Source organism: Roseovarius roseus (assembly GCF_043355935.2).
GTDB classification, from domain to species: domain Bacteria; phylum Pseudomonadota; class Alphaproteobacteria; order Rhodobacterales; family Rhodobacteraceae; genus Roseovarius; species Roseovarius roseus.
Genome location: NZ_JBHFPE020000002.1, coordinates 358,620 through 383,170, shown reverse-complemented (window position 1 = coordinate 383,170; position 24,551 = coordinate 358,620). Strand labels below are relative to the sequence as shown.

Sequence of the window (24,551 nt, the reverse complement as noted above, 5' to 3'; positions counted from 1 at the left end):
GGCCTTATCCCGGCGTGTCGAGCGCCGCGCGCAGCAGCGCTTGGGCATAGGGCGTCTGGGGCCGCTCAAAAAGATCCTCGGCGCTGCCCGCCTCGATCACGTCGCCCTGCTTCATCACCATGATCTTGTGGCTCATCGCGCGCACCACGGCGAGGTCGTGGGAAATGAAGAGATAGGCCAGCCCGTATTTCTGCTGTAGCCGGCGCAGGAGGTCCACGATCTGCACCTGCACGGTCATGTCCAACGCGCTGGTCGGCTCGTCCAGGACAAGCAGCTTGGGCCGCAGGATCATGGCGCGCGCGATGGCGATACGCTGGCGCTGCCCGCCCGAGAATTCATGCGGATACCGGTCCATCGCATCACGCGGCAGTTCGACCTCGTCCAGCATCTGGGCTACCAGATCGCGCTGCGAGACCTTGCCCGCAGGCCCGTCCGGGTGGCCGTGCACGCCCAGCCCCTCGGCAATGATCTCGGCGCAGGTCATGCGCGGGCTGAGGCTTCCGAACGGATCCTGAAAGACGATCTGCATGTCGGCGCGGCGGCGGCGCAGCTGCCGCGTGTTCCACCCGTTCACATCCTCACCGCAAAAGGTGATGCGCCCTTCCGAGCCAATGAGCCGCATCATCGCCAGAGCCAGCGTTGTCTTGCCTGACCCCGATTCCCCGACAAGGCCCAGCGTCTCGCCCGCGCGCACGCTGAGGCTGGCATCGTTCACCGCCTTCACATAGCCGACGGTCTTTTTCAGAAAGCCCTTCTGGATCGGGAACCACACCCGCAAATTCTCGGCCTCGGCCACCACAGGCGCATCCTCAGCCACCGGGCCGGGCCGCCCAGAGGGCTGCGCGCCCAGCAGCTTGCGCGTATATGCGTGCTGCGGGTTGCCAAAGACCTCGGCCGTTGGCCCCGCCTCGACGATTATCCCGTCCTTCATCACGCAGACCTTGTCCGCGATGCGCCGCACGATGCCAAGGTCATGCGTGATGAAGAGCAGCCCCATGTCGCGGCTCTTCAATTCGGCCAGCAGCTCCAGGATTTGCGCTTGGATGGTCACGTCCAGCGCCGTCGTCGGCTCGTCCGCGATCAGGATATCGGGCTTGTTCGCGAGTGCCATCGCAATCATCACACGCTGCCGCTGCCCGCCGCTGAGCTGGTGGGGATAGGCGCCCAGACGGCTCTCGGCGTCCCGGATGCCAACCTCGGTCAGCAGTTCAATGATACGCGCCCGCGCCTCCGCCCCGGTCAGGCCCTGGTGCAGCGCCAGCGACTCGCCCAGCTGCTTTTCCAACGTGTGCAGCGGGTTGAGCGACGTCATCGGCTCCTGAAAGATAAAGCTGATGTCGTTCCCGCGTACGCGCCGTAGCACCTTGGCCGGCGCGCCGATCAGCTCCTGCCCGTCATACCGCACCGAGCCTCCCACCACGGCGGCCTCGCCCAGCAGGGACACCGTGCTGAGCGCCGTCACCGATTTACCCGACCCGCTCTCGCCCACCAGCGCGACAGTCTCGCCCCGGTCCACGGTAAAGTTGACACCATGGACAGCCTTGGCCAGCACCCCATCCTGCCGAAAGGAGATAGTCAGATTCTCGACCGTCAAAAGACTCATTGAAACGTCTTTCTGGGATCGAACGCGTCGCGCACGCCCTCGAAGATAAAGACCAGTAGTGACAGCATGATCGCGAAGGCGAAAAACGCCGTGAAGGCCAGCCACGGCGCCTGCAAGTTCTGCTTGGCCTGCAGCGTCAGCTCGCCCAGAGACGGCGATGAAGACGGCAGGCCGAAGCCCAGGAAGTCTAGACCGGCCAGCAACGAAATCGTCCCCGTGATCACGAAGGGCAGCATCGTCAGCGTCGCGACCATCGCATTGGGCAGCATGTGTCGGAACATGATCCGCCGGTTGCTGACGCCCAGCGCCTTGGCGGCACGCACGTATTCCAGATTGCGCGCGCGCAGGAACTCGGCCCGCACGACGCCCACCAATGCCATCCAGCCAAATAGCACCGTGATCGCCACCAGCAGCCAGAACCCCCGTGGCAGGATCGCAAAGAGGATGATGATCACATAAAGCTGCGGTGTGGCCGCCCATATCTCGATAAAGCGTTGAAAAGTCAGATCCAGCCAGCCGCCGAAATAGCCCTGCACCGCCCCCGCAGCGATGCCGACAACGGAGGCCAGCGTCGTGACGATCAGTGTGAAGAGCACCGACAGGCGGAATCCGTAAATCACCCGCGCCAGCACGTCACGCTTGGTGTTATCGGTCCCCAGCAGGTTCTGCGCATTGGGCGGCAGCGGCGCGGCGCCGGGCCGGTCAACGGGCGTGTCATAGCTATAGGGAATGGGCGGCCAGATGGCCCAGCCGCGCTGGATCTCTTCGCCCGCGACCGCTCCATCATCGGCATCCGCAATGATCCCCTCAGGATCGTCGAAACAGGCATCAAGACCGCCCGACGCGATCAGACAGCGCACCTCGGGGTCGCGATAAACGGCTTCGGTCCTGAAATCGCCGCCGAACTCCGTCTCGGGATAAAACTGGAAGATCGGAGTGTAATATTCGCCCCGATACTGCACCAGGATCGGCTTGTCATTGGCTAGGAACTCGGCAAAGAGGCTCAGCCCGAAAACGATGCAGAAGAGGATCAGCGACCAGAACGCGCGCCGGTTACGCCGGAAATTGCGCCACCGGCGCTGATTGAGCGGAGACAGGGCCATTCAGCGCAGACCCCCAAATTCTTCTTGCAAAAAATTTCCTGGGGGGAGCGGCGAAACGCAGTTTCGACGCGGGGGGCAAAGCCCCCCAGCCCAGCCAGATGTCGCAGCGGCCTTGGCCATCACCCCTCCCGCTTCTCAAAGTCGATGCGCGGATCGACCAGCACATACATCAGATCACTGAAGATGTTCACCACCAGCCCGATCAGTCCGAACAGGAACAAGGTGCCGAACATCACCGGATAATCGCGGCCCACAGCGGCCTCGAAACCCAGCCGCCCCAGCCCGTCCAGCGAGAAGATCGTCTCGATCAGGACCGAGCCGCCGAAGAAGATGCCGATAAAGACCGTCGGAAATCCGGCGATCACGATCAGCATTGCGTTGCGGAAGACATGCCCATAAAGCACCTTCTTCTCCGACAACCCCTTGGCGCGGGCGGTGATCACGTATTGCTTCTTGATCTCGTCGAGAAAGCTGTTCTTGGTCAGCAGCGTCAGCGTCGCGAAGGCGGCGATAGTGCTGGCCAGAACGGGCAGCGCGATGTGCCACAGGTAGTCCAGCGCCTTGCCCACCAACGAATAGGTCTCGAACTCGTCCGAGGTAAGGCCGCGCAGCGGGAAGATCTTCCAGTAACTGCCACCCGCGAACAGTACCAACAGCATGATGGCAAAGAGAAACGCGGGGATGGCATAGGCCACGATGATCACGCCGCTGGTCCAAGTGTCAAAACTGCTGCCGTCGCGCACCGCCTTGGCCACGCCCAAGGGGATCGAGATGAGATAGGCGATCAGCGTCGACCAGAGGCCAAGCGAGATCGACACTGGCATCTTCTCCAGCACCAGATCGGTCACGCTGATCTTGCGAAAATAGCTCTCGCCGAAATCGAACTGCATGTAGTTCCACATCATCAGCCCGAACCGCTCAAGCGGCGGCTTGTCGAGGCCGAACTGCTTTTCCAGCTCGGCGATCATCTCGGGCGGCAGGCCGCGCGCGCCGACATACTGGCTCTCGCCGCCCTGCGCGCCCATATCCTGCCCCGCATCGTTGCCGCCGCCGGCAAAGCTGTCAAAGACGTCGCCCTTGCCCTGCATGTTGGCAATCGCCTGCTCCACCGGGCCGCCCGGCACGAATTGCACGAGGGCAAAGTTGATCACCATGATGCCCAGAAGCGTCGGGATGATCAGCAGCAGGCGCCGCAGGATATAGGCCCCCATCGCGGCGCTACCTAAGCTCGCCCGAGGCGTCCAGCGCGGCGGCCTTTTCGGCGTCGACCCACCAGAAATCCAGCACGCCCAGCGCGTAGGGCGGCATGGGATCGGGATGGGCGAACTTGTCCCAATAGGCGACCCAATGCGCATCGTTGTACCAGACGGGGATCATGAAACGCTCGTGGCGCAGCACCCGGTCAAGCGCCATCAGCGCGGCATTCTGCATCTCCAGATCGTCCGTCTCCAGCGCGGCGTTGATGATAGCATCCACCAGCGGGCTGGCGAGGCCGGCGGGGTTGAAGAGGCTGAAGGCCGCCTCGGCCGAGCCAAAGCGCTGCATCAGGCCGGTGCCGGGCTGCAGGAAGGCCATGTAATTGTCAAATATGAGGTCGTAGTCGCGGTCGCGATTGCGCAGCGTGTATTGCGACGAGTCGATCTTGTCCATGCGCGCATCGATGCCCATCGCGTCGAGGTTGTTGATGAAGTTCTGTACAACGGCGCCAATCGTCGCCGAGCCTGCGGACGAGATCGGCAGCTCGATGGTCAGCGGCTCGCCCGCGGCATTGCGGCGCTGGCCGGAGGCGTCGACGGGCCAGCCCGCCTCGTCCAGCAGCTTCATCGCGCGGCGCAGGTTGCGCCGGTCGGTCAGCTGGCTGGCGTCCGAGCTGTGGGCGCGCACCGCAGGCTCGCTCAGCACTTCCGGCGGGACCATATCACCGAGGCTTTGCAGCAGCTCCAGTTCGGCGCCTTCGGGTGGGCCCATCGCTTCCAGCGGGGTGTCCTGAACAAAGCTGTGGCGTTGCTCGAAGAGGCCGTATTGCAGGCTCTCATTCGTCCATTCAAAATTGAAGGCCAGCGCGATCGCCTCACGCACGCGCGGATCCTGCAGCTTTTCGCGGCCAAGATTGAACACGAACCCGGCCGGCGTCGGGGGCGAACCGTCGGGGATCTCCTCCAGCTTGACCCAGCCCTCCTGGACGGCCGGAAAATCATAGCCCGTCGCCCATGTCTTGGATGTGGTTTCCTGGCGGAAGGTGTATTCGCCCGCGGTGAAGGCCTGAAAGGCGACCGCGTCATCAGCGAAATAGGTCACGCTGATGGTATCGAAATTGTGCCGCCCTACATTGATGGGCAGATCGCGGCCCCAGTAATCGGGGTTGCGCTGGTAGGTGATGCTGCGGTCGGCCACGGCGCTTTCCAGCACATAGGGGCCAGAGCCGGGCGCGGGGTCCATGCGCGGCTCGTCAAGGCGTGCGCCGGTTTCCTCGTACCACGCCTTGGGAAAGACCGGTACACTGCCCACCTGGTCCACAAGCGACCGGCGCGAGATGCCCTCCGCGAAGGTGAATTTCACCGTGTGATCGTCCAGCGCCTCGGCGCCCGTCACACGGCGCTTGACCGCCTCGGCGTAGGATTGCAGCCCCTGCTCCAGAAAGAGGTTGTGCGAAAAGACGACATCATGCGCCGTCACCGGCGTGCCATCGGAGAAGCGCGCTTCGGGGCGCATGTGGAAGATGACCCACGTCTTGCCCGCGTCATATTCCAGGCTCTCGGCCAGAAGGCCGTAGGATTCGCCGTAGACATCCGCAGGCAGGCCCTCGCTTGTCGCGGGCATGTCGCCCAGCAGGCTTTCATAAGCCATCCAGGAATAGGCGCCCGCGCGGTCCTTGCGCGAATAAGGGTTCATCGAGCTGAAGGATCCGGTCACCGCCAGGGAAATCTCGCCCCCCTTCGGCGCATCGGGATTGACGTAGTCGAAATGCGGATAGTCGGCAGGATATTTCAGATCCCCAAAATAGCTGTAGCCATGGCTGCGGATGACCTCCTGATCGCCCTGCGCACCGCTGGCCTCCGCGTTGGCGCTACCCTCGGCGGCCAGCGCGCCCTGCGCCATCAGCGCCGCGATGGCCAGCCCGGCCAGAGCGCCGCGCATCCAAAGGGCGGGGCGCGGTGTGTAGGCGCGCGCTGCGGCCGCCTGCGTTGGGCTCTGTGCCAATGTCATGCCATCCCTCCAGAATGATGCATATGCGATAGGTATATACATGCCGCACGCTAAAGGAGGGCGGGCGCGACATTCAAGCGGGTAAAAACTTTGTCAGATGCGCCGCGAGGGCCGGACCTAACGTCATGCGCGCCCCCTCGCTCAGCCTGCGTCATGAAAAAGGCCGCCCTCCCGGCAGGGACGACGGCCTTCACGTGTCCATGGCGCGGCAATCAGCCGCCGATGGTCGCCAGATAGGCGATCAGGTTCGCGCGATCCTCGACCTTGCCAAGACCGGAAAAGCCCATGGTCGTGCCGGGTGCAAAGCCTTGCGGGTTTTCGAGGAAGTGGTTCAGGTTCTCGGGGGTCCAGACGTCCGCGACCTCTTCCAGCGCACCGGAATAGCCATAGCCCTCGGCGGTATCAACTTCGCGCCCGACCACACCATAGAGATAGGGACCTGTCGAATTCTCGCCCTGCTCCAGCTTGTGGCAGGCGCGGCACTGGTTGAACACACGCTCGCCGCGGCCCGCATCAGCCGAGGCAAAGACCTCTTCGAAGGTCGGGCCACCGGCCTCTTCTTCGCCGCCTTCGTCACCGCCGGTGTCGATCATGTAGCCCTGAACGACCTCGCCATCGTGGTGGCCGCCAGCGTCGGCATGATACAGCGTCTCGGCCGCGAACTTGCCCAGCAGGAACACCAGAAAGGCGCCCGCGAAGCCGCCCAGAATTTTGGTCAATGTCATTGTATCGAACATGAGCCCGCTTCCATTTGATATCCGTTGGCCGCGTATCTATCCGCTTCCCCTCCCCTTGCGCAAGGTATAGTTTCCGCGACCAAATGCCTGCCTGCCGCCGCGGCGCGCCGGGGCGGGGGTGCATGAAAGGGATCACAGCAACATGAGCCACACCATAGCCTTTCAGGGCGAGCCGGGCGCCTATTCCCATCAGGCCTGCATCCAGACCTATCCCGATGCCACGCCGCTGCCCTGCCGCACCTTCGAGGATGCGATCGAGGCCGTGCGCAGCGGCGCAGCGGATCTGGCGATGCTGCCGGTCGAGAATTCGACCTTCGGGCGCGTAGCCGACATCCACCATCTGCTGCCGGGCAGCGGGCTGCATATCATTGGCGAGGCGTTCGTGCGGGTGGAAATCGCGCTGCTGGCTGTTCCGGGTACGCCGCTGGACAATGTGAAACAGGCGATGAGCCATCCCATGCTGCTGGGCCAGTGCCGCGCCTTTCTGGCCGAGCATGGCATCACCCGCATCACCGGCGCCGATACGGCAGGATCGGCGCGTGAGGTATCCGAGCTGAACGATCCAGCCACCGCCGCGCTGGCCAGTCCGCTGGCGGGCAGCATCTATGGCCTCGATGTGCTGGCCACCGGGATCGAGGATGAGGGCAACAACACGACGCGCTTTCTGGTCATGTCCGCGACCCCCGATCTGACCCGCCGGGGCAAGGCGGGGATGATGACCAGCTTTGTCTTCGAAGTGCGCAACATTCCGGCCGCGCTCTACAAGGCGATGGGCGGTTTTGCCACGAATGGCGTCAACATGACCAAGCTGGAAAGCTACATGGTCGGCGGCTCCTTCTCGGCCACGCAGTTCTATGCGGATGTCGAGGGGCACCCCGAAGACGCGAATGTTGCACTGGCGCTGGAAGAGTTGGATTACTTCACCAGCCAGATAAATATCCTGGGCGTCTACCCGCGCGATCCGCGCCGCGATTAGTCAATTCCTTGAAGTTTGGTGCTTTCAAGCGCCCGCCGGATCATCCGGCGGGCGCTTTTTCGTGCTGACTACGCATCAATCCCGCATGCGGGACCCTCCCCACGATCACGCAGGCGTGTCTGCCCGAAGGCCCGCGATCACAGGATGGCGAGGTGGGTTTCCATAATGGACCGATAGGTCCATATCCCCGTCATGGCACAGCGAACCACGCCGCGCCGTCATGACAAACGATACACAGCAAAAGGAAGATGATATGACCCGCTATGCTCTTTTCGCCCTGATTGCCGCCACCGCAACCACCGCCCTCTCCGCCCCTCTCTTCGACGGGTCATCCGCCGCCATTGCCGCGCGCGACATCGGCGACCGGACGGATGGATACCAGATCAGCGCCCGTGATATTGGCGACCGTGCAGACGGCTACCAGATCGGCAGCCGCGACATCGCGGACCGCAAGGAGGGATATCAGATCAGCGAACTCAGCCGCAGCGAGCGCGGCGGTCTGGACCTGCCCAAGGCCCGTGATATTGGCGACCGCGCAGACGGCTACAAGATCGGCAGCCGCGACATCGCGGACCGCGAGGACGCATACCAGATCAGCGAACTCAGCCGCGAGGCGCGCGGGGGTCTGGATCTGCCCGCCGCCCGCGATATCGGTGACCGCGCCGAGCGCAAGGCTACCTGAGGCTAAAAGGTCATCGAAGTGGAAAAAGGCGCCGGATCCCGTCCGGCGCCTTTTTACGTGCCAATATCCGCGCAGTCACGCATGGCGCTTGTACTTGTCCTCGAGATCCTTGGCGTAGGACGCGACCCGCATCTCAAACCGCTTGGTCAGGTTGCCGCGCGCCAGTTTCAGCGATTGGAGCATCAGGCGCGCCGACAGGTTCAGCGGGGTCAGTTCGCTTGTCAGGGCAACGCGGGTGCGTCCGCGCGACAGGGCGACCAGTTCGACCGAAAGATCGCAGTTCAGCGACTTTCCCTTGCCTTCAAACCGCATTGCGCCAGGCGGATCATAGGTGACCAAGGTGACCTCCATCTGCCGCCGCTTACCCTTGAGGTCAAATGCCGCGTCCCACGCCATTCCGGCGGCGGGCGGCGCGCGATCGACCTTGCGCTGCACTTCCGCGCCGCGCCGCAGGATCGACCGCTCGAGCGCGGCGAAATCCGACAGTTGGGCAAACACGAAATCAATCGGCGCCTCGATATCCTCGCGGGTTGTGAAAATCATACTCAGTGTCCGCCTGTCTGCTGTCGCCCGCTGCGCGAAGCCCAACGGGCCTGCGGCGGATCTTTGGCCGGTATTGTCGCCTCAATCCAGAGTGTCCGCAAGCCAGTTGCGCAGAAGGAATTGCGCGATTGCGCCTTCGCGTGCAGGCGACAGGAAAGGATGCTGACCGGCAAAAGCCTCCATCAGATCTTCGCGAGTGATCCAGACGGCATCCTCGATCTCGTTCGGATCGATGGTGATCTCGCGGCTCAGCGCCGTGCCGCGCATCCCCATCATCAGCGAGGCGGGAAAGGGCCAGGGCTGACTTGCCAGATAGTCTACTGCGCCCACACGCACCTGCGTTTCTTCCAGAACCTCGCGGCGCACGGCAGCCTCCAGCGTCTCGCCCGGCTCGACAAAGCCTGCGAGCAGCGAATACATCCCCTCGGGCCAGCCCGGCGAGCGTCCGAGCAGCGCGGAATTGCCCATGGTGATCAGCATGATCACCACCGGATCGGTGCGCGGAAAATGATGCGCGCCGCAGGACGGGCAGATGCGCTGCCAGCCCGCCAGCACGATGTCACTGGCCGCACCGCAGCGGGCGCAGAAGCCGTGGATGTCGTGCCAGCCGAAAATCCCGCGCGCGGTCGAGGCCTGCGCCGCATCCTCGGGGCTCAGCAACGCCATGATGCGGCGCAACTCGGCAAAGGCCTGGGTTTGCGGCAGGGCCGGATGGCGCTGCTCGCTGGGGTCCGAGAAGGTGTCGAGCGAGGCGGGCGCGTCCTCCGGCGCCCAATGCGATATGTCATGTGCAAAGATCAGGCGTCCGCCCGCGTCCCGGCCCAGCAGAATACGCCGCGCGCCCTCCAGTACTCGGTGATCCAGCGGCATGCGTACAAGCGCCGAGAGGGTCTCGGCCTCAACCAGCGGCTTGCCGCGCCACATCAGGATCGTCTCGCCCCCGGTAGCCGCCGCCGCTGCATCCAGATCGGTGCCGCGCAGCTCCGCCGCGCGGTCGAGCGTGCTGCCTGCGAAAGTCACGGTCTCTGCCAGTTTCACGGCGCGTCACCCTTGCTGATTTCAACCCATTCGAGGTGCCATGATCGCCGCGCCTGCGCAAGCCGTGCATGACATGCGCGCAACAGTGGGCGATATTCAACACAAATCTCCTTAAGGTTGCATCATAAGTCTTTGAGAAGCTTCATGGCTGCAATATGCCGGATGGGCACCCGGACGCAGCGATGCCGCAAGGAGAAGGTATGACCGAAGGATCGATCAGCGAGGCCCGGCGCGACAGAACCGCCGCCGCGCTGCCGGATGGCACGGTGGCGCAGCTGCGCCTTTTGGGCACGACCGATCTGCACGCGCATCTGATGGCCTATGATTACTACGCCGACGAAGGCGACCGCCCCTACGGTCTTGTGCGGATCGCCACGGCCATTCGCGCGGCCCGCGCCGAGGCCGTCAATACGCTGCTGTTCGACAATGGCGACGCGCTGCAGGGCACCCCGATCGGAGATCTGACCACATGTCCGAACGGGTGCTGGACAGGGCCAAGTCCCGTCATCGCGGCAATGAACCAACTGGGCTATGACGCGGCGGCGCTGGGAAATCACGAATTCAATTTCGGCCTCGACTGGCTGGCAGGCACCCTGCGCCGCGCACAGTTTCCCTTTACCTGCGCGAATGTGGATCCGCCGCGCGCGGGTGACGGCACGAATGCATCATGGCCCGTCGCGCCGCACCTGATCCTCGAGCGTGAGGTATCCTGCGAGGACGGCACGCGCCGTCCGCTGAAGATCGGCGTGCTGGGCCTGGTACCGCCTCAAATCACCATGTGGGATCACATCCATCTGGCCGGCCGGCTCGAAGCGCATGACATGGTTGTGGCCGCGCGCGGAGGGCGCGGATATCGTCATCCTTCTGGCCCATAGCGGCATCGATCCGGACGCGCCTGACGCGATGGCCGAGAATGCCGCCCTGACACTGGCCCGCATCGACGGTGTGGACGCGATCATGACGGGGCATAGCCATGGCCTCTTTCCCTTGCCCTGCGGAACGGAGGCGAGCGACCCGGGTGGCGTGGATCACGCGCGCGGCCTTCTGGCCGGGACGCCCGCGCTGATGGCCGGGGCCTGCGGCGGGCATCTGGGCGTGCTGGACCTGACCCTGACGGCGAAAAACGGGCGGTGGCACAGCCGGGCCCGCCATGCCGAGTTGCGGGGCGTGGCCGCCACGCCGCCCGATGCGCCGCTGGAGGCGGCCCTCGGCCCAGCACATGACATGACCCTTCGCCATATGCGCCGCCCGATCGGTACATCGCAGACACGGCTGCACAGCTATCTGGCGCTGGCGCGGCCCGATCCGTCGGTGGCCGCCCTGAACGCGGTTCAGACGCGGCTGATAGCGCGCGCCCTGGCGGGGACGGCGCATGAGGGCCTGCCGATCCTCTCAGCCACACCGCCGTTCAAGACCGGCGGGCGCGGCGGTCCGCGCAACTTCACCGATCTGCCCAAAGGCACGCTATCCTACCGGCATGCGGCCAACCTCTACCCCTTTCCCAACCGGCTCTGCGGGCTGCTGATCACCGGCGCGGGCCTGCGCGACTGGCTTGAGCGGGCTGCGATCTGCTTTGCCACCATCGCCCGCGGCGCGCCTGACCAGATGCTGCGCGACATGGAGGTTCCAGGCCATGATTTCGACGTCATCTCTGGCCTGACCTATCAGATCGACCTTGCCGCGCCCCCGAGGTTCACGCGCATGGGCACACTCTTGAGGTTCGGGGAGGGCCGCATCCGCGCGCTGGCGTATCAAGGCCGCCCCGTGGCCGACGAGGATCTCTTTGTCCTGGCGACGAACACCTACCGGGCATTTGGCGCCGGTGCGTTCGGCCCGACCCCGCAAGAGCGCATCTTGTATGTCTCGCCCAGTCTGCTGCGGCAGGACCTGGTCGAGGATATCGCCCGAACGCCTCTGGCCGCGCCGCCCGATTACCACCTCAACTGGCGATTTGTGCCGATGCCCGGCACGACGGTCTTGCTGGATACCGGCCTGCCTTTGCGCAATGACCGCGCCGCGTTGAAAAGTGCCGGCGCCGAGGACATGGGCGAGACGCAGGGCGGGTTCCTGCGGCTGCGGCTGCCACTCTAGCAAGGCCGCGCCGGCGCTCACAAAAACGTGAGCGTGCGGCATGGGGCCGCGCGCTACCTTTTGCCGGAGCCATTGCATCCACAAAGGAGACACCGCATGACCCAATTCAACATGACCCGCCGCAGCCTGCTGGGCGCCGCCGCCGCATTGCCGCTGGCGCATGTCGCGAATGCTGCCGCCCCGATGATGGGCGCCTCCGCCGCCGTCCACCGCCGCGTCGCCCTTGGCGGGTTCGAGGTGACGACGCTGCTGGCCGCGACGGCCCCGCGCGAGGATCCGCATTCGATCTTTGGCCTTAATGTCGACGATGCCGCATTCGAGAAGGTGGCGCGCGATGCCTATCTGCCGGTGGAAGCGGCGCAATTCTTCTTCACGCCGACACTGGTCAATACCGGCGAGTCGGTGGTCCTTTTCGACACCGGCATGAACCCCGAGGGGATCACCGCCGCACTGGAGGCGGCTGGCTATACGCCCGATCAGGTCGATATCGTGGTGGTGACCCATATGCATGGCGACCATATCGGCGGCCTGCGCGGCGAGGATGCCGCGACCTTCCCCAATGCCCGCTACATCACCGGATCCACCGAGTATGACCATTGGGCCGCCGCCGGAAATGACACGTTCGACGCCAAGATGCGCCCGCTGGCCGAGCAGACCACGATGATCGCCCCCGGCGATGAGGCGGCGCCGGGCATCACCGCGGTCGAGGCGTTCGGCCACACCCCCGGCCACATGGCCTACCGGCTGGAGAGCGAGGGCAAGTCCCTGCTGATCGCCGCAGATTTCGCCAATCATCCGGTCTTTTCGCTGGAGCAGCCCGATTGGGAGGTCAAGTTCGACATGGACAAATCCGCCGCAGCCGCCACGCGCCGTAAGCTACTGGATATGCTCGTGGCCGAGCGGATGCCGTTCATCGGCTATCACATGCCTTTCCCCGCCATGGGCTTTGTCGAAAAGCGCGGCGATGGCTACGGTTATGTCCCCGAAAGCTACCAGCTGCGCCTCTGACCAGCCCAGCCGAACAGGACCAGCGCCGCGCAGCTTTCCTTTGCGCGGCGCACGCCCCATATGGGGCAGATGACACATGCAGCCGACATTGCCGCCAGCCTTGCCCGGATCGAGGAAATCGCCATCGCCACCGTCGAGGCGCTGCCCGCGCCCTTTGCTGCTGCCGCGCGCGAGGTCGCGCTGCAAATCGAGGATCTGCCTGATGCCCGGATGCTGGCTGATCTGGATATCGACGATCCGCTGATGCTAACCGGCCTCTATGATGGCGTGCCGATGACCCAGAAGTCAGCGGCGTATCCCGAGCCGTGGGCCGATACCGTCTGGCTCTTCCGCCAGCCCATCCTGGCCGAGCTGTCGACCCGCGACGGCGTCACGCTGGAAGAATTGGTCGCCCATGTCACGATCCACGAATTCGCGCATCATTTCGGCTGGTCCGATGACGATATCGCCAGCATCGACCGATGGTGGGAGTGACGCGGTGACGCGCTCGCACGGTCAGGGGCTATCGCCCCTCAAGATGGCGTTCAGTATAGCGTCCTCATCATCCTGAGCCTTTGCCGGTTTAAGGCGCTGCACCCGCGCGAAGATCGACCGCGCGTCAGACATGATAAGGGCCAGCATGGATTGGGCGAGCGGTGCGATAACGGGGTCCGACTCTGACAACGCCCAAAGCCGCGCAAGCATGGTGCGATCCAGATCGCCTCTTTTCAGCGAATACGGATCCAGCCCGAAGGCCAGCGGGTATCGCGGCGCCCCGCGCTCCGGCTTGAAAGGGCGGCGGCCCGGCTGACCTGAAAGGCGCCTTTCACTGTCATGCAGCTTGATCATGTCAAAGAGTATAGACAGGCCCATGCCCAGCGACCGCTGCTCGAATGTCGTGCCGTGGTCGGCAAAGGTCGTGGCGGCCGAGATTTTCCACCGCACTGTCAGATCCTCTGCCAGACGCGGGCCGCATTCCGTCCAGAGGCGCTGAAACAGGGCTATCGCCGCTTTGGGCGGGTTCGCCTTGCGCTGGATCGCGATCAGCAGCGCATGGAGGAGCAAGAGGCGGCTTTGGCCCGCGAACTCGGCTTGCAGCAGCGTGTGTCTGGCCTGTATATCGCCCCGCTCGAACGCCTCGGGCTGCTGCGTGGGCGCGATGACGATTTCCTCGGCAAAGGCCGTCAGATCGACATCCGCAGGCGGCAAGACCTGCTCGACATTCAAGAAGGGCAATGTCTTCTTCTCATGTGTCTTGAGAAGGCCGTAATAGCCGCCCGGATAGATTTCCTTGGATATGTCCATGCCGATACTGTTCCCGGAGCGGTTTGCACGATGCCCTTGGCAGTCGACAGGCGCGCCGACATCAAGGCCACACAAGACACTGCCGCAGGCAGATTTTCAACACGGGCTTTGAGGATACGCGCGGGCCATTCGCCCGGCCACTACTCCGCCAGCTTATCCGCCATGCCGATCATGCGGCGGGTCTGGTGCCGGATCGCGCCGCGCACGGTGTCGTTCACCTCGCCTGCGATCGCCGTCGCGCCGTAGGGGTTGCCCAGCTCGAACATGACATCATCGGTGTATCCCGGCGCGGCGATGACGCAGCCCCAGTGAATAAACGTGGCGTAGAGATGCATCAGCGTCGTCTCCTGTCCGCCATGCGCACTTTGCGTCGAGGTCATGCCGCCGGCCACCTTGTCCGCCATCACGCCGTTCTGCCAGAGCGGGCCGAGCGTGTCGAAAAAGGCCTGCATCTGGCTGGGCATTGCGGAAAAGCGCGTTGGCGCGGAGATCAGATAGGCGCTGGCCCATTCCATATCTTCGGGCGCGGCCTCAGGGATGTCCTGCATGCGCTCGATCTGCGCTTTCCAGGCGTCCTGCCCGTCGATGACGTCCTGCGGTGCCGTCTCGCGGACGCGGCGCAGGCGCACATCGGCTCCGGCCTCGCGGGCGGCATCGGCAGCGCATTCGGCCATTTGATGGTTGGTGCCATAAGTCGTGTAGAACAGGATCAAGAGGCGTGTATCGGACATGGAATCTCCTTTGAAGGCTTCCACAGTCAATGCCTGCCCGCCCTGATCCGTTCCCGCGACATTTTGCGCGGGGCCGCCCGGCCTTGGCCAGCGCCGCGTCACCGCATGACGAAGGGGTCCGGGATCGGCGCGTCGCTGGTGCGCAACCAGACGGCCTTGGTCTTGGTGTAGTCCAGCGCCGCCTGCACGCCGCCTTCGCGCCCATGACCGCTGAGGCCGTGGCCGCCGAAGGGAACAATGGGGCTGACCGCGCGGTAGGTGTTGACCCAGACGATGCCCGCCCGCAGGCCCCGGATCATCCGGTGGGCGCGGGTCAGATCCTTGGTAAAGACACCGGAGGCAAGGCCATACTCGGTATCATTGGCGATGCTCAACGCCTCCTCTTCGGTGTCGAAGCCAAGGACCGACAGGACCGGGCCGAAGAATTCGCTGCTCAGGCAAGGCGCATCGGGCGCTTTTGAGCAGTCGATGATCGTGGGCGTAAAGTAGTTGCCCTCCCGCTGCGCGCGCGTCCCGCCCGTGATGACGGTTGCTCCTGCCGCCTGCGACCGCTTGATCAGGTCAATGGCTGTCTCGACCTGCGCCGGGGTGCAGAGCGGGCCAACCTCGGTCTCCATGTCGTCCGGCGGGCCGATGATCACCGCGTCGGCCTTGGCCTTGAGCCGGCTCAGGAACTCATCCTTGATCGCGTTCGAGATCACCAGCCGCGAGCCTGCGACGCAGCTTTGCCCCGAGGCGGCAAAGATGCCCGAGACCTGGGCATTCAACGCGCTTTCGATATCGGCATCCTCGAACACGATGAAGGGCGATTTCCCGCCCAGCTCCAGCGAGGTCGAGGCGAGATTCTCGGCCGAGTTGCGCACGATATGCCGCGCGGTGTCCGGCCCGCCGGTGAAGGCAACATGGTCCACCTTGGGATGGCGCGTCAGGACCGCGCCGCAGCGCGGGCCAAAACCGGTGATCACATTCAGCACACCTGGCGGGAAGCCCGCGCGGTCAAAGAGGCGCGCGAACTCCAGCATTGGCGCCGGGGCCTCTTCCGAGGCTTTCAGAACCACCGTGCACCCGGCGGCCAGCGCCGGCCCGATCTTGACCGCCGAGAGGAAGAGTTGCGAGTTCCAAGGCACGATAGCCGCGACCACACCGATGGGCTCGCGGCGCAGCCAGACCTCCATGTCGGGCTTGTCGATGGGCAGATGCGCGCCCTCGATCTTGTCGGCCAGCCCTGCGTAATAGCGGTAATACTCGGCCACATAGGCGATCTGCGCCGAGGTTTCGCGGATGATCTTGCCGGTGTCGCGCGTCTCGATCTCGGCCAGCGATTGCGCGTTCTCGGCCACTAGGTCAGCCAGCCGCAGCAGCAGCTTGCCGCGCGCCGAGGCGCTCATACCGGCCCATTCGGGAGAGACAAAGGCCGTCTGCGCTGCATCCACGGCAGCCTCCACATCGGCCTCGCGCGCCTCGGGCATCATCGCCCAGACCTGTCCCGTTGCGGGATCGCGGCTCTCAAACCGGACGGCGGCGTCCGAAAAGGCCCCGCCGATATACTGCTGAAACTCTCGCATGGCCTTCCCCTTGTGCAAACGCGGGCATCACGTCCTTGATGAACCGCTCGAGCGACGCTTTCTTGCGCTCGAAGCTCATGCCGCTGTCGATCCAGAACGAATACTCGTCATAGCCCAGATCGGCATAGGCCTGAATCCGGCCAATCGCTTCGGGCGCGGTCGCGATGACATTGTCGCGCAGCATCGCCTCGGGCGAATAGAAGGGATGGCTGGCGATCTCGTCCTCGCTCAGCGCCTCGATCAGCCCCTGGGACACGGCGCGCTCGTTTTTGAACCATGCGCCAAAATAGCAGTAGAAGCGGTTGATCTCTTCTGCCGCCTGCCGGGCATCCTCGGCGTCAGCGGCGATATAGGTATGGTTCAGCAGCATGATCTCGGGCCGGGGCATGTCGGGGAATTTGGCGCAGGCGGCGTTGAACGTCTCGATCAGGCGGATGATTTCGCCATCGCCCTGCCAGAGCGGCGTCACCTGCACGTTGCAGCCCTGCGCCACGGCGAATTCGTGGCTGTTGGGATCGCGGGCGGCGATCCAGATGGGCGGGCCGCCTTCTTGCACCGGTTTGGGCGACGAGGTGGTCGCCGGAAAGGAGTGATAGACGCCTTCCTGCGCATAATCGCCCGTCCAGAGGCCCTTTACCGCCGGGACCAGCTCGCGCAGGCGCAGGCCCGCATCCCAGGCATCCATGCCCGGCATCATGCGCTCATACTCATAGCTGTAGGCGCCGCGCGCGATCCCAAGGTCCAGCCGGCCATCGACGATCATGTCGGTCATCGCCGCCTCACCCGCCAGGCGGATCGGATGCCAGAAGGGCGCAATGACCGTGCCGGTACCCAAACGCACGTTCTTGGTCTGCCGCGCAAGGTCGATCAGGTTCAGGAACGGGTTGGGGGCGATTGTGAAATCCATGCCGTGGTGCTCACCGGTCCAGACCGCATGCATCCCGCCGGCATCGGCGATTTTTGAAAGCGCGATGAAGTTGTCATAGAGCTGCCTTTGATCCTCATCGGGTGACAGCCGCTCCATGTGGACGAAAAGGGAAAACCGCATGGGACGCCTCCTCTCAAGCCACCGGGCGGACTTCGCCGCTGGTCTGATCGCCGTAATAGATGCCATAATGGCCCAGCGCGGTCTCGGCGGCGAAGCGCGTCAGCATTGTCCGCATGGCCGGGTCGGACACCGATGCCAGCACCGCAGCATCAAGGGCGGTGAACGTCCCCGCGACCGGCACGCCGCCCAGCGCCTGGCAGAGGAACGAGATATGCTGGCGACGATGGTCCACATCCTCGAAGACCGAGTAGACAAAGCCGGGCTGCGCCTCGAGGCCGGTGGCCACGATCAGCTTTTTCACCGCGGTCGAGGCGCCTTCGTCCTGCACGGCGCGCTCAGGCAGGGTAAGGCCGCCCGCGCCATCCTCGACCAGCAGGACACGGCCCTCCCTCTCGATCAGCGCCGAGACGATCAGGTTGGCCCCATGCGCCAGTGCGTGGGTGGCCGTGGAGGGCGTGACATAGGCGCCGCGTGCATAGCCAAGACCGGGCTCTTCGGTGCTGCCAAAGGCCTCGACCCGGCCGATGAGGATGATGTGATCTCCGGCCTCGACGGTCTGGTGCATGCTGCAGTCGAACCACCCGCAGGCTCCGCCCAAGATGGGCGATCCGTACGGCCCCGCCTGCCAGTCGACGACCGCGAAGCGATCCTCGACCGGCTGGGCGAAGGTGTTGGAGACCTCGATCTGCATCTCGGACAGGATATTGACCGCAAAGCCCCTGGCGCGGGCCAGCGCATCGTAATTACGCGACGATGTTGCGAGGCAGACCAAGACCAGCGGCGGGTCCAGCGATACCGAGGTGAAGGAGTTCGCCGTAAAGCCCAGCGGCGCGTCCTCGCCGTCATGGGCCGTGACCACGGTCACCCCCGTCATGAATGTGCCAAAAGCGTTCCGCAGCTTGCGCGAATCGAGCGGTGTCATTGCAGTTCCTTTTGTGTCGCGGGTTGGGTGAGCCAGGTGCGAAGATGCGCCCCCACCTCTGCCGGGGCCGTGAGGTTGATCATGTGCCGATGGCCGGCGATGGTGACGGCCCTGCCCTGCGGCGCAACGCGCGCCATCGCGGCCGACATCTCGGGCGTCGAGTTGGGATCGCCGTCGCCTGTCATGGCCAGAAGCGGACAGGTGATCTGCGCCAGCCGGTCTGCATAGACCGCATCGCCGGTGGCAAACGCGGTATAGGCGGCGGCATAGCCCGCAGCATCCACCGCGCCCAGCCAGCCGGCGACCTGCGCCTTGGCCGCATGCTCGGGCGGGGTGTCGCCGAACCAGCGCGCCAGCGGCGTCTCCACGTCAATCTCGCCGCTGCGGATCTGGTCGGCCCGCGCCTCCACCGCGCGGCGCGCGGCCGCGTCCCGACGATAGACACCGTTCAGTAGGGCCACACGGCGGGTCAGCTGCGGATAGCTGGCGGCAAATCCTGCTGCGATCAGCGCGCCCATCGAATGGCCCGCGATGTTGACCGGCCCCAAACCCAGCGCCTGAACCGCCGCGTGGCACCAGGCGACGAAGTCGGGCAACTCGCTTCCCTCGGGCAAGGGGTCGCTGCCCCCGTGCCCCGGCAGATCCAGCGCGATGACCCGGTAGTCGTCCGAAAGCTCGGCGATTTGCGGCCCCCATGCCGCCGATTGCATCCCGACGCCATGCAAGAGGACCAAAGGCTCGCCCGTGCCGCTGTCGCGATAAGAAACAGTCAGGCCGGTCTCAGACAGCCGCAGGGTTGTCAACGTCATGACCCAGCTCCTTGAGGTCCTGGTAGCGGTCCCCAATCCGGTGATGCGGACGCCCGCCAATCGAGGCGCCAAGGGCGACGACGATCTCATCCGCGCCGGGGGCATCCGCCACCGAGGTCTGGATCGTCAGGTAATGCGAGCGTTTGCCCGCATCATCCTTGTCCATCAGCGGGATCATCAGCGGCGCATTGGCCGGGCCGCGCGTGTTGCAGAAGGACAGGTAGGATTTGGCCCCAACGGCGTTGCGGTAGTGATTGCCGAAGCGCAGCGTATGGATCAGCGCCGAGGCATGCTCGACCTCGCCATTGAGGCCGACGATGGCTGACTTTCCATAGCCTTCTACCTTGTCGCCGCCGCCTGCCGCCTCCAGCACCATCTCGGTCAGCAGCTTGCCCAGTCCCGACGCGCAATCCTGAATGGCGGGCGACAGATCTTCGACAAAGCCCTGGCCGGCCCAGGGATTGCGGATCACGGCCATCGCCGCGATCAGAGTCAGAGGGGTCGGCGCGGCCTTGCCCCCCTCGATCAAGGTCGTCTCGATATGCAGCAGGGTCTTTCTGATTTCGGCGGGCATTGGCGTCATCCTGAAATGGGTAGCTCTTGCCTAATCTTATGGTATACCATCATACCATAAGTCAATAATCCTTGTTGCCAATTTTGGCACCTGATAGGAAATCCCGCATGGATCCTGAAAAAATCGCCCTCCAGAAAATCGACAAGGCCCCGCAAACATTGCGCGATATCGTGCAGGAGCGGATGCGCAGCGCGATCATAGAGGGGCATTTCGCCCCCGGCGAGCGTCTGGTCGAGCGGCCCCTCTGCGATCAGCTGGGCGTCAGCCGCACCGTCATCCGCGAGACGATCCGCTTTCTCGAAGCGGAGGGACTGGTCGAGATCGTACCCAATCGCGGCCCCATCGTGGCGACCTTCGACTGGGATCAGGTCAGGCAGATCTACGATATCCGGCGGCAGCTGGAGGGCTCAGCCGCCGCCGCCTGCGCCGAGGCGCGGGACAATGGATTTGCCAAGCGGCTCAGCGCGGCGCTGCGCACCCTTGCCGACACCATGGATGACGACACATGGACCGAGCTCTTGCAGGCCAGCACACATTTCTACGAGCTGATTTTCACCCAGGCGGGCCATAGCGTGGCGTGGGAAATCGTGCAGCGGCTCAACGGCCGGATCAGCAGGCTACGCGCGCTGACCCTTGCCGAGCGGGACCGCGCGCGCCCTGGCATCGCCCATATGACGGCTATCCATGACGCGATCCTTGCCCATGACCCCGAGGCGGCCCGCGCCGCGGTGCACGCCCATATCGACGATGCCTCTCGCACGGCCCGGCGCGTCCTCAGCGCGGAAAAGGCGGATGCCGCCAGCGCGTGACTAATCCTTGCGCCCGTCGCGCCAGCGGTTGACGATAGGATAGCGCCGATCCAGCCAGAAGGCATGTTTGCTGAGGCGCGTGCCGGGGGCCGACTGAAAGCGCTTGTATTCGCTGATGTAGATCAGATGCTCGACCTTGGCGGCATCTTCGGGGGAATAGCCCGCCAGAACGCAATCCTCGATACTGCCATCGCCATCGACAAGGATCTGCAGGATGCCGTCCAGCACCGGGTAATCGGGCAGCGAGTCGCTGTCCTTCTGATCCTCGCGCAGCTCGGCCGAGGGGGGCTTGTCGATGATGCGCTTTGCTATCACCTCACCCTTCGGGCCCATCATCCAGTCGCGGTGGTTCGCGTTGCGCCAGCGGCACATGTCGAAGACGCGCGTCTTGTAGAGATCCTTGATCGGGTTGTAGCCGCCGTTCATGTCGCCGTAGATCGTGGCATAGCCCACCGCCACCTCGGACTTATTGCCCGTGGTCAGCAGCATTTCCCCGAACTTGTTGGATATCGCCATCAGCAGCAGCCCGCGCAGGCGCGACTGGATGTTCTCCTCGGTGATGCCGGGCTCGGTCCCCTCGAAAAGCGGCGCGAGCGTTTCGGTGATTGCCGCACGCCCCTTGTCGATGGGCACGAAGTCATAGGCGCAGCCCAGTGCCTCGGCCACCGCCTGCGCATCGTCCAGCGACGCCTGGCTGGTGTATTCCGAGGGCAGCATGACGCAGCGCACATTTTCCGGCCCCAGCGCATCGGCGGCGATCACCGCCACGATGGCCGAATCGATGCCGCCCGAAAGGCCCAGAAGCACCTTCTTGAAACCGGTCTTGCGCATGTAATCGCGCAGGGCCAGCACCATCGCGTTGTAATCCTGCTCCATCAGGTCCGGCATATGCGCCAGATCGCCCTTTTCGGCGGTCCAGCCGCCCTGGCCACGCGTGAAATCCACATGCGCAAGGCCCGCCTCGAAAACCGGCATCTGCACGGCCAGCGCGCCGCCGGGGTTCAGCACGAAACTGCCCCCGTCGAACACCTGATCGTCCTGCCCGCCCACGAGGTTGAGGTAGATCAGCGGCAAACCCGTCTCGACCACGCGGCTGACCATGATGGTCTGGCGCGTCTCCATCTTGCCCCGGTAATAGGGCGAGCCGTTGGGCACCAAGAGGATTTCGGCCCCCGTTTCGGCCAGCGTCTCGGTCACGTCATCGTGCCAGGCATCCTCGCAGATCGGGCTGCCGATGCGCAAAGCGCCCACCGTATAAGGCCCCGCGACGGGGGCCGAGCCATAAAGCCGCACCTCGTCGAACACCGTCTCGTTGGGCAGGTGATGTTTGAGCACGCAAGCCGTCACCTTGCCATTCTGCAGGATGTAATAAGCGTTGCAGAGCTTGGCCCCCTCCAGAGCGGGGCCGCCGATGGCGATGGCCGGGCCGTCCGCGCAGTCGCGCGCCAGCGCTTCGATCGTCTCGATCGCCGTCTGGTGAAAGACCGGTTTCAATACCAGATCCTGAGTATTGTAGCCGGTGATGAACATCTCGGGCAGGGCCAGCATGTCGGCGCCCGCCGCCTTGGCCTGCCCCCACGCATCCCGCGCCATGGCGGCATTCGCCTCCAGATCACCGACGGTTGGATTGAGCTGGGCGAGGGTCAGGCGAAACCTGTCGGGCATGGACGCTTCCTATCTTTGCGCCCCAACATCTAGCAGACACGCACGCGGAGGAAAGCCGATTTGACCGAATCGCGTTGCCCCGATGGGGCCTGTCCATTAACTTCTGCAAAAGCCGCGCGGGTGCGCGGGCAAGGGCATCCGGGGCAGAGCATGGTATCCATCACGGCAAGACGAACGGTATTCGCCATATCGCTGGCGCTTGGCACAGGCGCGCTGGCTTCTGGGGCACTGGCGCAGGACGACGCGATCCAGACCAAGCAATATGACGATGGCGGCGTCTATGAAGGCACGTTCAAGGACGGGCTGCAGCACGGCACCGGCACTTACACCCTGCCCAATGGCTATGAATATACCGGCGACTGGCAAGAGGGTGAGATCAAGGGCACCGGCACGGCCCGCTTTCCCAACGGGTCCGTCTACGAGGGTGAGTTCGCCCTGGGCAAGCCCAACGGCCTTGGCAAGATCGTCTTTACCGATGGCGGCACCTATGAGGGCCAGTGGGTAAATGGCAAGATCACCGGGCGCGGCGTTGCCGTCTACGCCAATGGCGTGCGCTACGAGGGCGAGTTCCTGAACGCCATGCATCACGGGCGCGGCACGATGACCTCGCCAGGCGGCTATGTCTATGAGGGCGACTGGGTCGAGGGGATCAAGGAGGGCCGCGCCTCAATCACCTATCCCGATGGCGCCACCTATGAGGGCGAAGTGAAGCGTGGCGCGCGCGACGGCACCGGCACCCTGACCATGCCTGACGGTCTGGTCTATTCGGGCCTCTGGAAAGACGGGCAGATCGACGGCAAGGGCACGCTGACCCAGCCCAATGGCGATGTCTACGAGGGCGATCTGGTGGCGGGTCGGCGCGAGGGCGAGGGCCGCGTCGTCTATGAGGGCGGCGACGTCTATGAGGGTGAATTCGCCGATGACAAGCGCGACGGCCAGGGCACCTTCACGGGCACCGATGGCTACGTCTATACCGGCACCTGGGTGGCGGGTAAAATCTCGGGCACCGGACGCGTGACCTATCCTGACGGGTCGGTCTACGAGGGCGAGTTCCGCGATGATCTGGCCAATGGCGAGGGCAAGATCACTTACCCCGACGGCGCCACCTACGAGGGCCAGTGGGTCGATGGCGTGATCGAAGGCCAGGGCCGTGCGACCTATCCCAGCGGGCTGGTTTATGACGGGATGTTCAAGAACGCCCGCAACCACGGGCGCGGCGTGATGACCTATGCCGATGGCTACCGCTACGAGGGCGACTGGATCGAGGGCGAACGCGAGGGCACAGGTACCGCGACCTATCCCGACGGCACCGTCTACACAGGCGGCTTTACCGCCGGGCAGCGCGACGGTGAGGGCCGGATCGAGATGCCCGACGGCTTTATCTATGAAGGCGAATGGAAGGACGGCGAGATCAACGGCAAGGGTGTGGCCACCTATGCCAATGGCGACATCTATGAGGGGCTCTTCGTCGATGGCAAGCGGCAGGGCACCGGCACGATGCGCTACGCCACGGGCCAGGAGGAAACCGGCCAGTGGCAGAACGGCGCGCTGGCCGCCGAGCCTGGCGAGACCGGCACGGCGGCCCCTGCCCCTGCCGAGACCGCGCCCGCACCTGCGGAAGAGCCCGCTGCGGACCCCGCGCCTGAGCCTGAGACGGAGCCCGCCACGACCGAATAGCAACGCGCCGCGTGCGGCGCATCCTTGGCAAGGAGTGCCCCATGTCCCATACCGGATCCTGCCTCTGCGGCGCCGCAACCTTCACCGTCACAGCTCCGATTTCGCAGGCCGGTGCTTGTCACTGCGGCATGTGCCGAAAATGGTCGGGCGGAATTCTGACTTCAGTCGAAGTGCCGGAGGACGGTCTGACCGTCACCTCGGGCGATACGATCAGCGTCTTTACCTCATCGGACTGGGGCGAGCGTGCCTTTTGCACGCGCTGCGGCAGTGGCCTGTGGTTTCGCCTGACCATGCCGGGGCCGCAGAACGGAACCCATTACGTCAACATGGGCGCGCTTGATGACACGGACGGAATCGCGCTGTCCGAAGAGCTCTTCATCGATGCCAAACCCGAGGGCTACGCGCTGGCCGGCGACCACCACCGCATGACCGGCGCCGAGTTCTTTGCCATGATCGAGGCAGCAACCAAGAGCTGACGC

24 protein-coding genes are annotated in these 24,551 nt (G+C 64.5%); 9 read left to right on the top strand and 15 right to left on the bottom strand.

Annotated elements, in window-relative coordinates:
* Positions 1 to 4: 4 nt before the first annotated feature.
* The 5 genes from ACEWPL_RS05775 to ACEWPL_RS05755 all read right to left on the bottom strand — a co-directional run bounded on the left by ACEWPL_RS05775 (position 5) and on the right by ACEWPL_RS05755 (position 6,650).
* Positions 5 to 1,603: an ABC transporter ATP-binding protein gene (locus ACEWPL_RS05775; protein ID WP_393934041.1), complete on the bottom strand. Its 1,599-nt coding sequence runs from the start codon at positions 1,601 to 1,603 to the stop codon at positions 5 to 7.
* Complete coding sequence (locus ACEWPL_RS05770) at positions 1,600 to 2,706, bottom strand: ABC transporter permease (RefSeq protein ID WP_393934040.1); 1,107 nt, start codon at positions 2,704 to 2,706, stop codon at positions 1,600 to 1,602. The genes ACEWPL_RS05775 and ACEWPL_RS05770 overlap by 4 nt, the downstream gene beginning before the upstream one ends.
* Positions 2,707 to 2,825: 119 nt before the next feature.
* Positions 2,826 to 3,917: a microcin C ABC transporter permease YejB gene (locus ACEWPL_RS05765; RefSeq protein ID WP_393934038.1), complete on the bottom strand. Its 1,092-nt coding sequence runs from the start codon at positions 3,915 to 3,917 to the stop codon at positions 2,826 to 2,828.
* Between the two features lie 7 nt (positions 3,918 to 3,924).
* The gene (locus ACEWPL_RS05760; RefSeq protein ID WP_393934036.1) at positions 3,925 to 5,913 is read right to left on the bottom strand and encodes an extracellular solute-binding protein; all 1,989 of its coding nucleotides are present in this window, start codon (positions 5,911 to 5,913) and stop codon (positions 3,925 to 3,927) included.
* A gap of 212 nt (positions 5,914 to 6,125) precedes the next feature.
* Complete coding sequence (locus ACEWPL_RS05755; RefSeq protein ID WP_393934034.1) at positions 6,126 to 6,650, bottom strand: c-type cytochrome; 525 nt, start codon at positions 6,648 to 6,650, stop codon at positions 6,126 to 6,128.
* Positions 6,651 to 6,792: 142 nt separating this feature from the next.
* On the opposite strand from ACEWPL_RS05755, the gene ACEWPL_RS05750 reads away from it, so the two are divergent.
* Together ACEWPL_RS05750 and ACEWPL_RS05745 are read left to right on the top strand one after the other, a co-directional pair.
* A complete protein-coding gene (locus ACEWPL_RS05750) occupies positions 6,793 to 7,626 on the top strand; it encodes a prephenate dehydratase (RefSeq protein WP_393934032.1) in 834 nt (277 codons plus the stop codon).
* 253 nt (positions 7,627 to 7,879) lie between these two features.
* A complete protein-coding gene (locus tag ACEWPL_RS05745; protein WP_393934030.1) occupies positions 7,880 to 8,308 on the top strand; it encodes a hypothetical protein in 429 nt (142 codons plus the stop codon).
* Between the two features lie 75 nt (positions 8,309 to 8,383).
* Here ACEWPL_RS05745 and ACEWPL_RS05740 read toward each other — a convergent pair whose 3' ends face one another.
* Positions 8,384 to 8,851 carry an SRPBCC family protein gene (locus tag ACEWPL_RS05740; protein ID WP_393934028.1) on the bottom strand — a complete coding sequence of 156 codons (468 nt, stop codon included), beginning with the start codon at positions 8,849 to 8,851 and terminating at the stop codon, positions 8,384 to 8,386.
* Between the two features lie 81 nt (positions 8,852 to 8,932).
* Entirely contained in the window at positions 8,933 to 9,889 is a 957-nt protein-coding gene (gene nudC, locus ACEWPL_RS05735) for an NAD(+) diphosphatase (RefSeq protein WP_393934026.1), read from the bottom strand.
* Between the two features lie 200 nt (positions 9,890 to 10,089).
* Here nudC and ACEWPL_RS05730 point away from each other — a divergent pair, with 200 nt between their 5' ends.
* The 4 genes from ACEWPL_RS05730 to ACEWPL_RS05715 all read left to right on the top strand — a co-directional run bounded on the left by ACEWPL_RS05730 (position 10,090) and on the right by ACEWPL_RS05715 (position 13,462).
* Positions 10,090 to 10,764 (top strand): hypothetical protein, encoded by a 675-nt coding sequence (locus tag ACEWPL_RS05730; protein WP_420744330.1) that lies wholly within the window; start codon positions 10,090 to 10,092, stop codon positions 10,762 to 10,764.
* Positions 10,706 to 11,980 carry a 5'-nucleotidase C-terminal domain-containing protein gene (locus ACEWPL_RS05725; RefSeq protein ID WP_420744329.1) on the top strand — a complete coding sequence of 425 codons (1,275 nt, stop codon included), beginning with the start codon at positions 10,706 to 10,708 and terminating at the stop codon, positions 11,978 to 11,980. The genes ACEWPL_RS05730 and ACEWPL_RS05725 overlap by 59 nt, the downstream gene beginning before the upstream one ends.
* Positions 11,981 to 12,076: 96 nt before the next feature.
* Positions 12,077 to 12,988: an MBL fold metallo-hydrolase gene (locus ACEWPL_RS05720; protein WP_393934022.1), complete on the top strand. Its 912-nt coding sequence runs from the start codon at positions 12,077 to 12,079 to the stop codon at positions 12,986 to 12,988.
* 69 nt (positions 12,989 to 13,057) lie between these two features.
* Positions 13,058 to 13,462 carry a metallopeptidase family protein gene (locus tag ACEWPL_RS05715; RefSeq protein ID WP_393934020.1) on the top strand — a complete coding sequence of 135 codons (405 nt, stop codon included), beginning with the start codon at positions 13,058 to 13,060 and terminating at the stop codon, positions 13,460 to 13,462.
* A 21-nt stretch (positions 13,463 to 13,483) separates the two neighbouring features.
* Here the strand turns inward: ACEWPL_RS05715 and ACEWPL_RS05710 are convergent, their stop codons facing one another.
* From ACEWPL_RS05710 to ACEWPL_RS05680, 7 genes are all read right to left on the bottom strand, one after another.
* Entirely contained in the window at positions 13,484 to 14,272 is a 789-nt protein-coding gene (locus tag ACEWPL_RS05710; protein WP_393934018.1) for a hypothetical protein, read from the bottom strand.
* A 140-nt stretch (positions 14,273 to 14,412) separates the two neighbouring features.
* Complete coding sequence (wrbA, locus tag ACEWPL_RS05705) at positions 14,413 to 15,003, bottom strand: NAD(P)H:quinone oxidoreductase (protein ID WP_393934016.1); 591 nt, start codon at positions 15,001 to 15,003, stop codon at positions 14,413 to 14,415.
* A 98-nt stretch (positions 15,004 to 15,101) separates the two neighbouring features.
* Entirely contained in the window at positions 15,102 to 16,568 is a 1,467-nt protein-coding gene (locus ACEWPL_RS05700) for an aldehyde dehydrogenase (RefSeq protein WP_393934014.1), read from the bottom strand.
* Positions 16,510 to 17,616, bottom strand: a complete 1,107-nt coding sequence (locus ACEWPL_RS05695) for an LLM class flavin-dependent oxidoreductase (protein ID WP_393934012.1) — start codon at positions 17,614 to 17,616, stop codon at positions 16,510 to 16,512. The genes ACEWPL_RS05700 and ACEWPL_RS05695 overlap by 59 nt, the downstream gene beginning before the upstream one ends.
* 13 nt (positions 17,617 to 17,629) lie before the next feature.
* Positions 17,630 to 18,538 (bottom strand): flavin reductase, encoded by a 909-nt coding sequence (locus tag ACEWPL_RS05690; protein WP_393934010.1) that lies wholly within the window; start codon positions 18,536 to 18,538, stop codon positions 17,630 to 17,632.
* Positions 18,535 to 19,347 carry an alpha/beta fold hydrolase gene (locus ACEWPL_RS05685; protein WP_393934008.1) on the bottom strand — a complete coding sequence of 271 codons (813 nt, stop codon included), beginning with the start codon at positions 19,345 to 19,347 and terminating at the stop codon, positions 18,535 to 18,537. The genes ACEWPL_RS05690 and ACEWPL_RS05685 overlap by 4 nt, the downstream gene beginning before the upstream one ends.
* Positions 19,319 to 19,921 (bottom strand): amino acid synthesis family protein, encoded by a 603-nt coding sequence (locus ACEWPL_RS05680; RefSeq protein ID WP_393934006.1) that lies wholly within the window; start codon positions 19,919 to 19,921, stop codon positions 19,319 to 19,321. Before ACEWPL_RS05680 ends, ACEWPL_RS05685 begins: the two co-directional genes overlap by 29 nt.
* 107 nt (positions 19,922 to 20,028) lie before the next feature.
* On the opposite strand from ACEWPL_RS05680, the gene ACEWPL_RS05675 reads away from it, so the two are divergent.
* A complete protein-coding gene (locus ACEWPL_RS05675) occupies positions 20,029 to 20,730 on the top strand; it encodes a GntR family transcriptional regulator (protein WP_393934004.1) in 702 nt (233 codons plus the stop codon).
* On the opposite strand, the gene ACEWPL_RS05670 is transcribed toward ACEWPL_RS05675, so the two are convergent.
* Positions 20,731 to 22,395: an NAD+ synthase gene (locus tag ACEWPL_RS05670; RefSeq protein ID WP_393934002.1), complete on the bottom strand. Its 1,665-nt coding sequence runs from the start codon at positions 22,393 to 22,395 to the stop codon at positions 20,731 to 20,733.
* A 150-nt stretch (positions 22,396 to 22,545) separates the two neighbouring features.
* Here ACEWPL_RS05670 and ACEWPL_RS05665 point away from each other — a divergent pair, with 150 nt between their 5' ends.
* Both ACEWPL_RS05665 and ACEWPL_RS05660 read left to right on the top strand, forming a co-directional pair.
* Positions 22,546 to 24,072 (top strand): MORN repeat-containing protein, encoded by a 1,527-nt coding sequence (locus tag ACEWPL_RS05665; RefSeq protein WP_393934000.1) that lies wholly within the window; start codon positions 22,546 to 22,548, stop codon positions 24,070 to 24,072.
* 41 nt (positions 24,073 to 24,113) lie between these two features.
* Positions 24,114 to 24,548, top strand: coding sequence for a GFA family protein (locus ACEWPL_RS05660; protein ID WP_393933998.1), 435 nt, complete (start codon positions 24,114 to 24,116; stop codon positions 24,546 to 24,548).
* Positions 24,549 to 24,551: the final 3 nt, after the last annotated feature.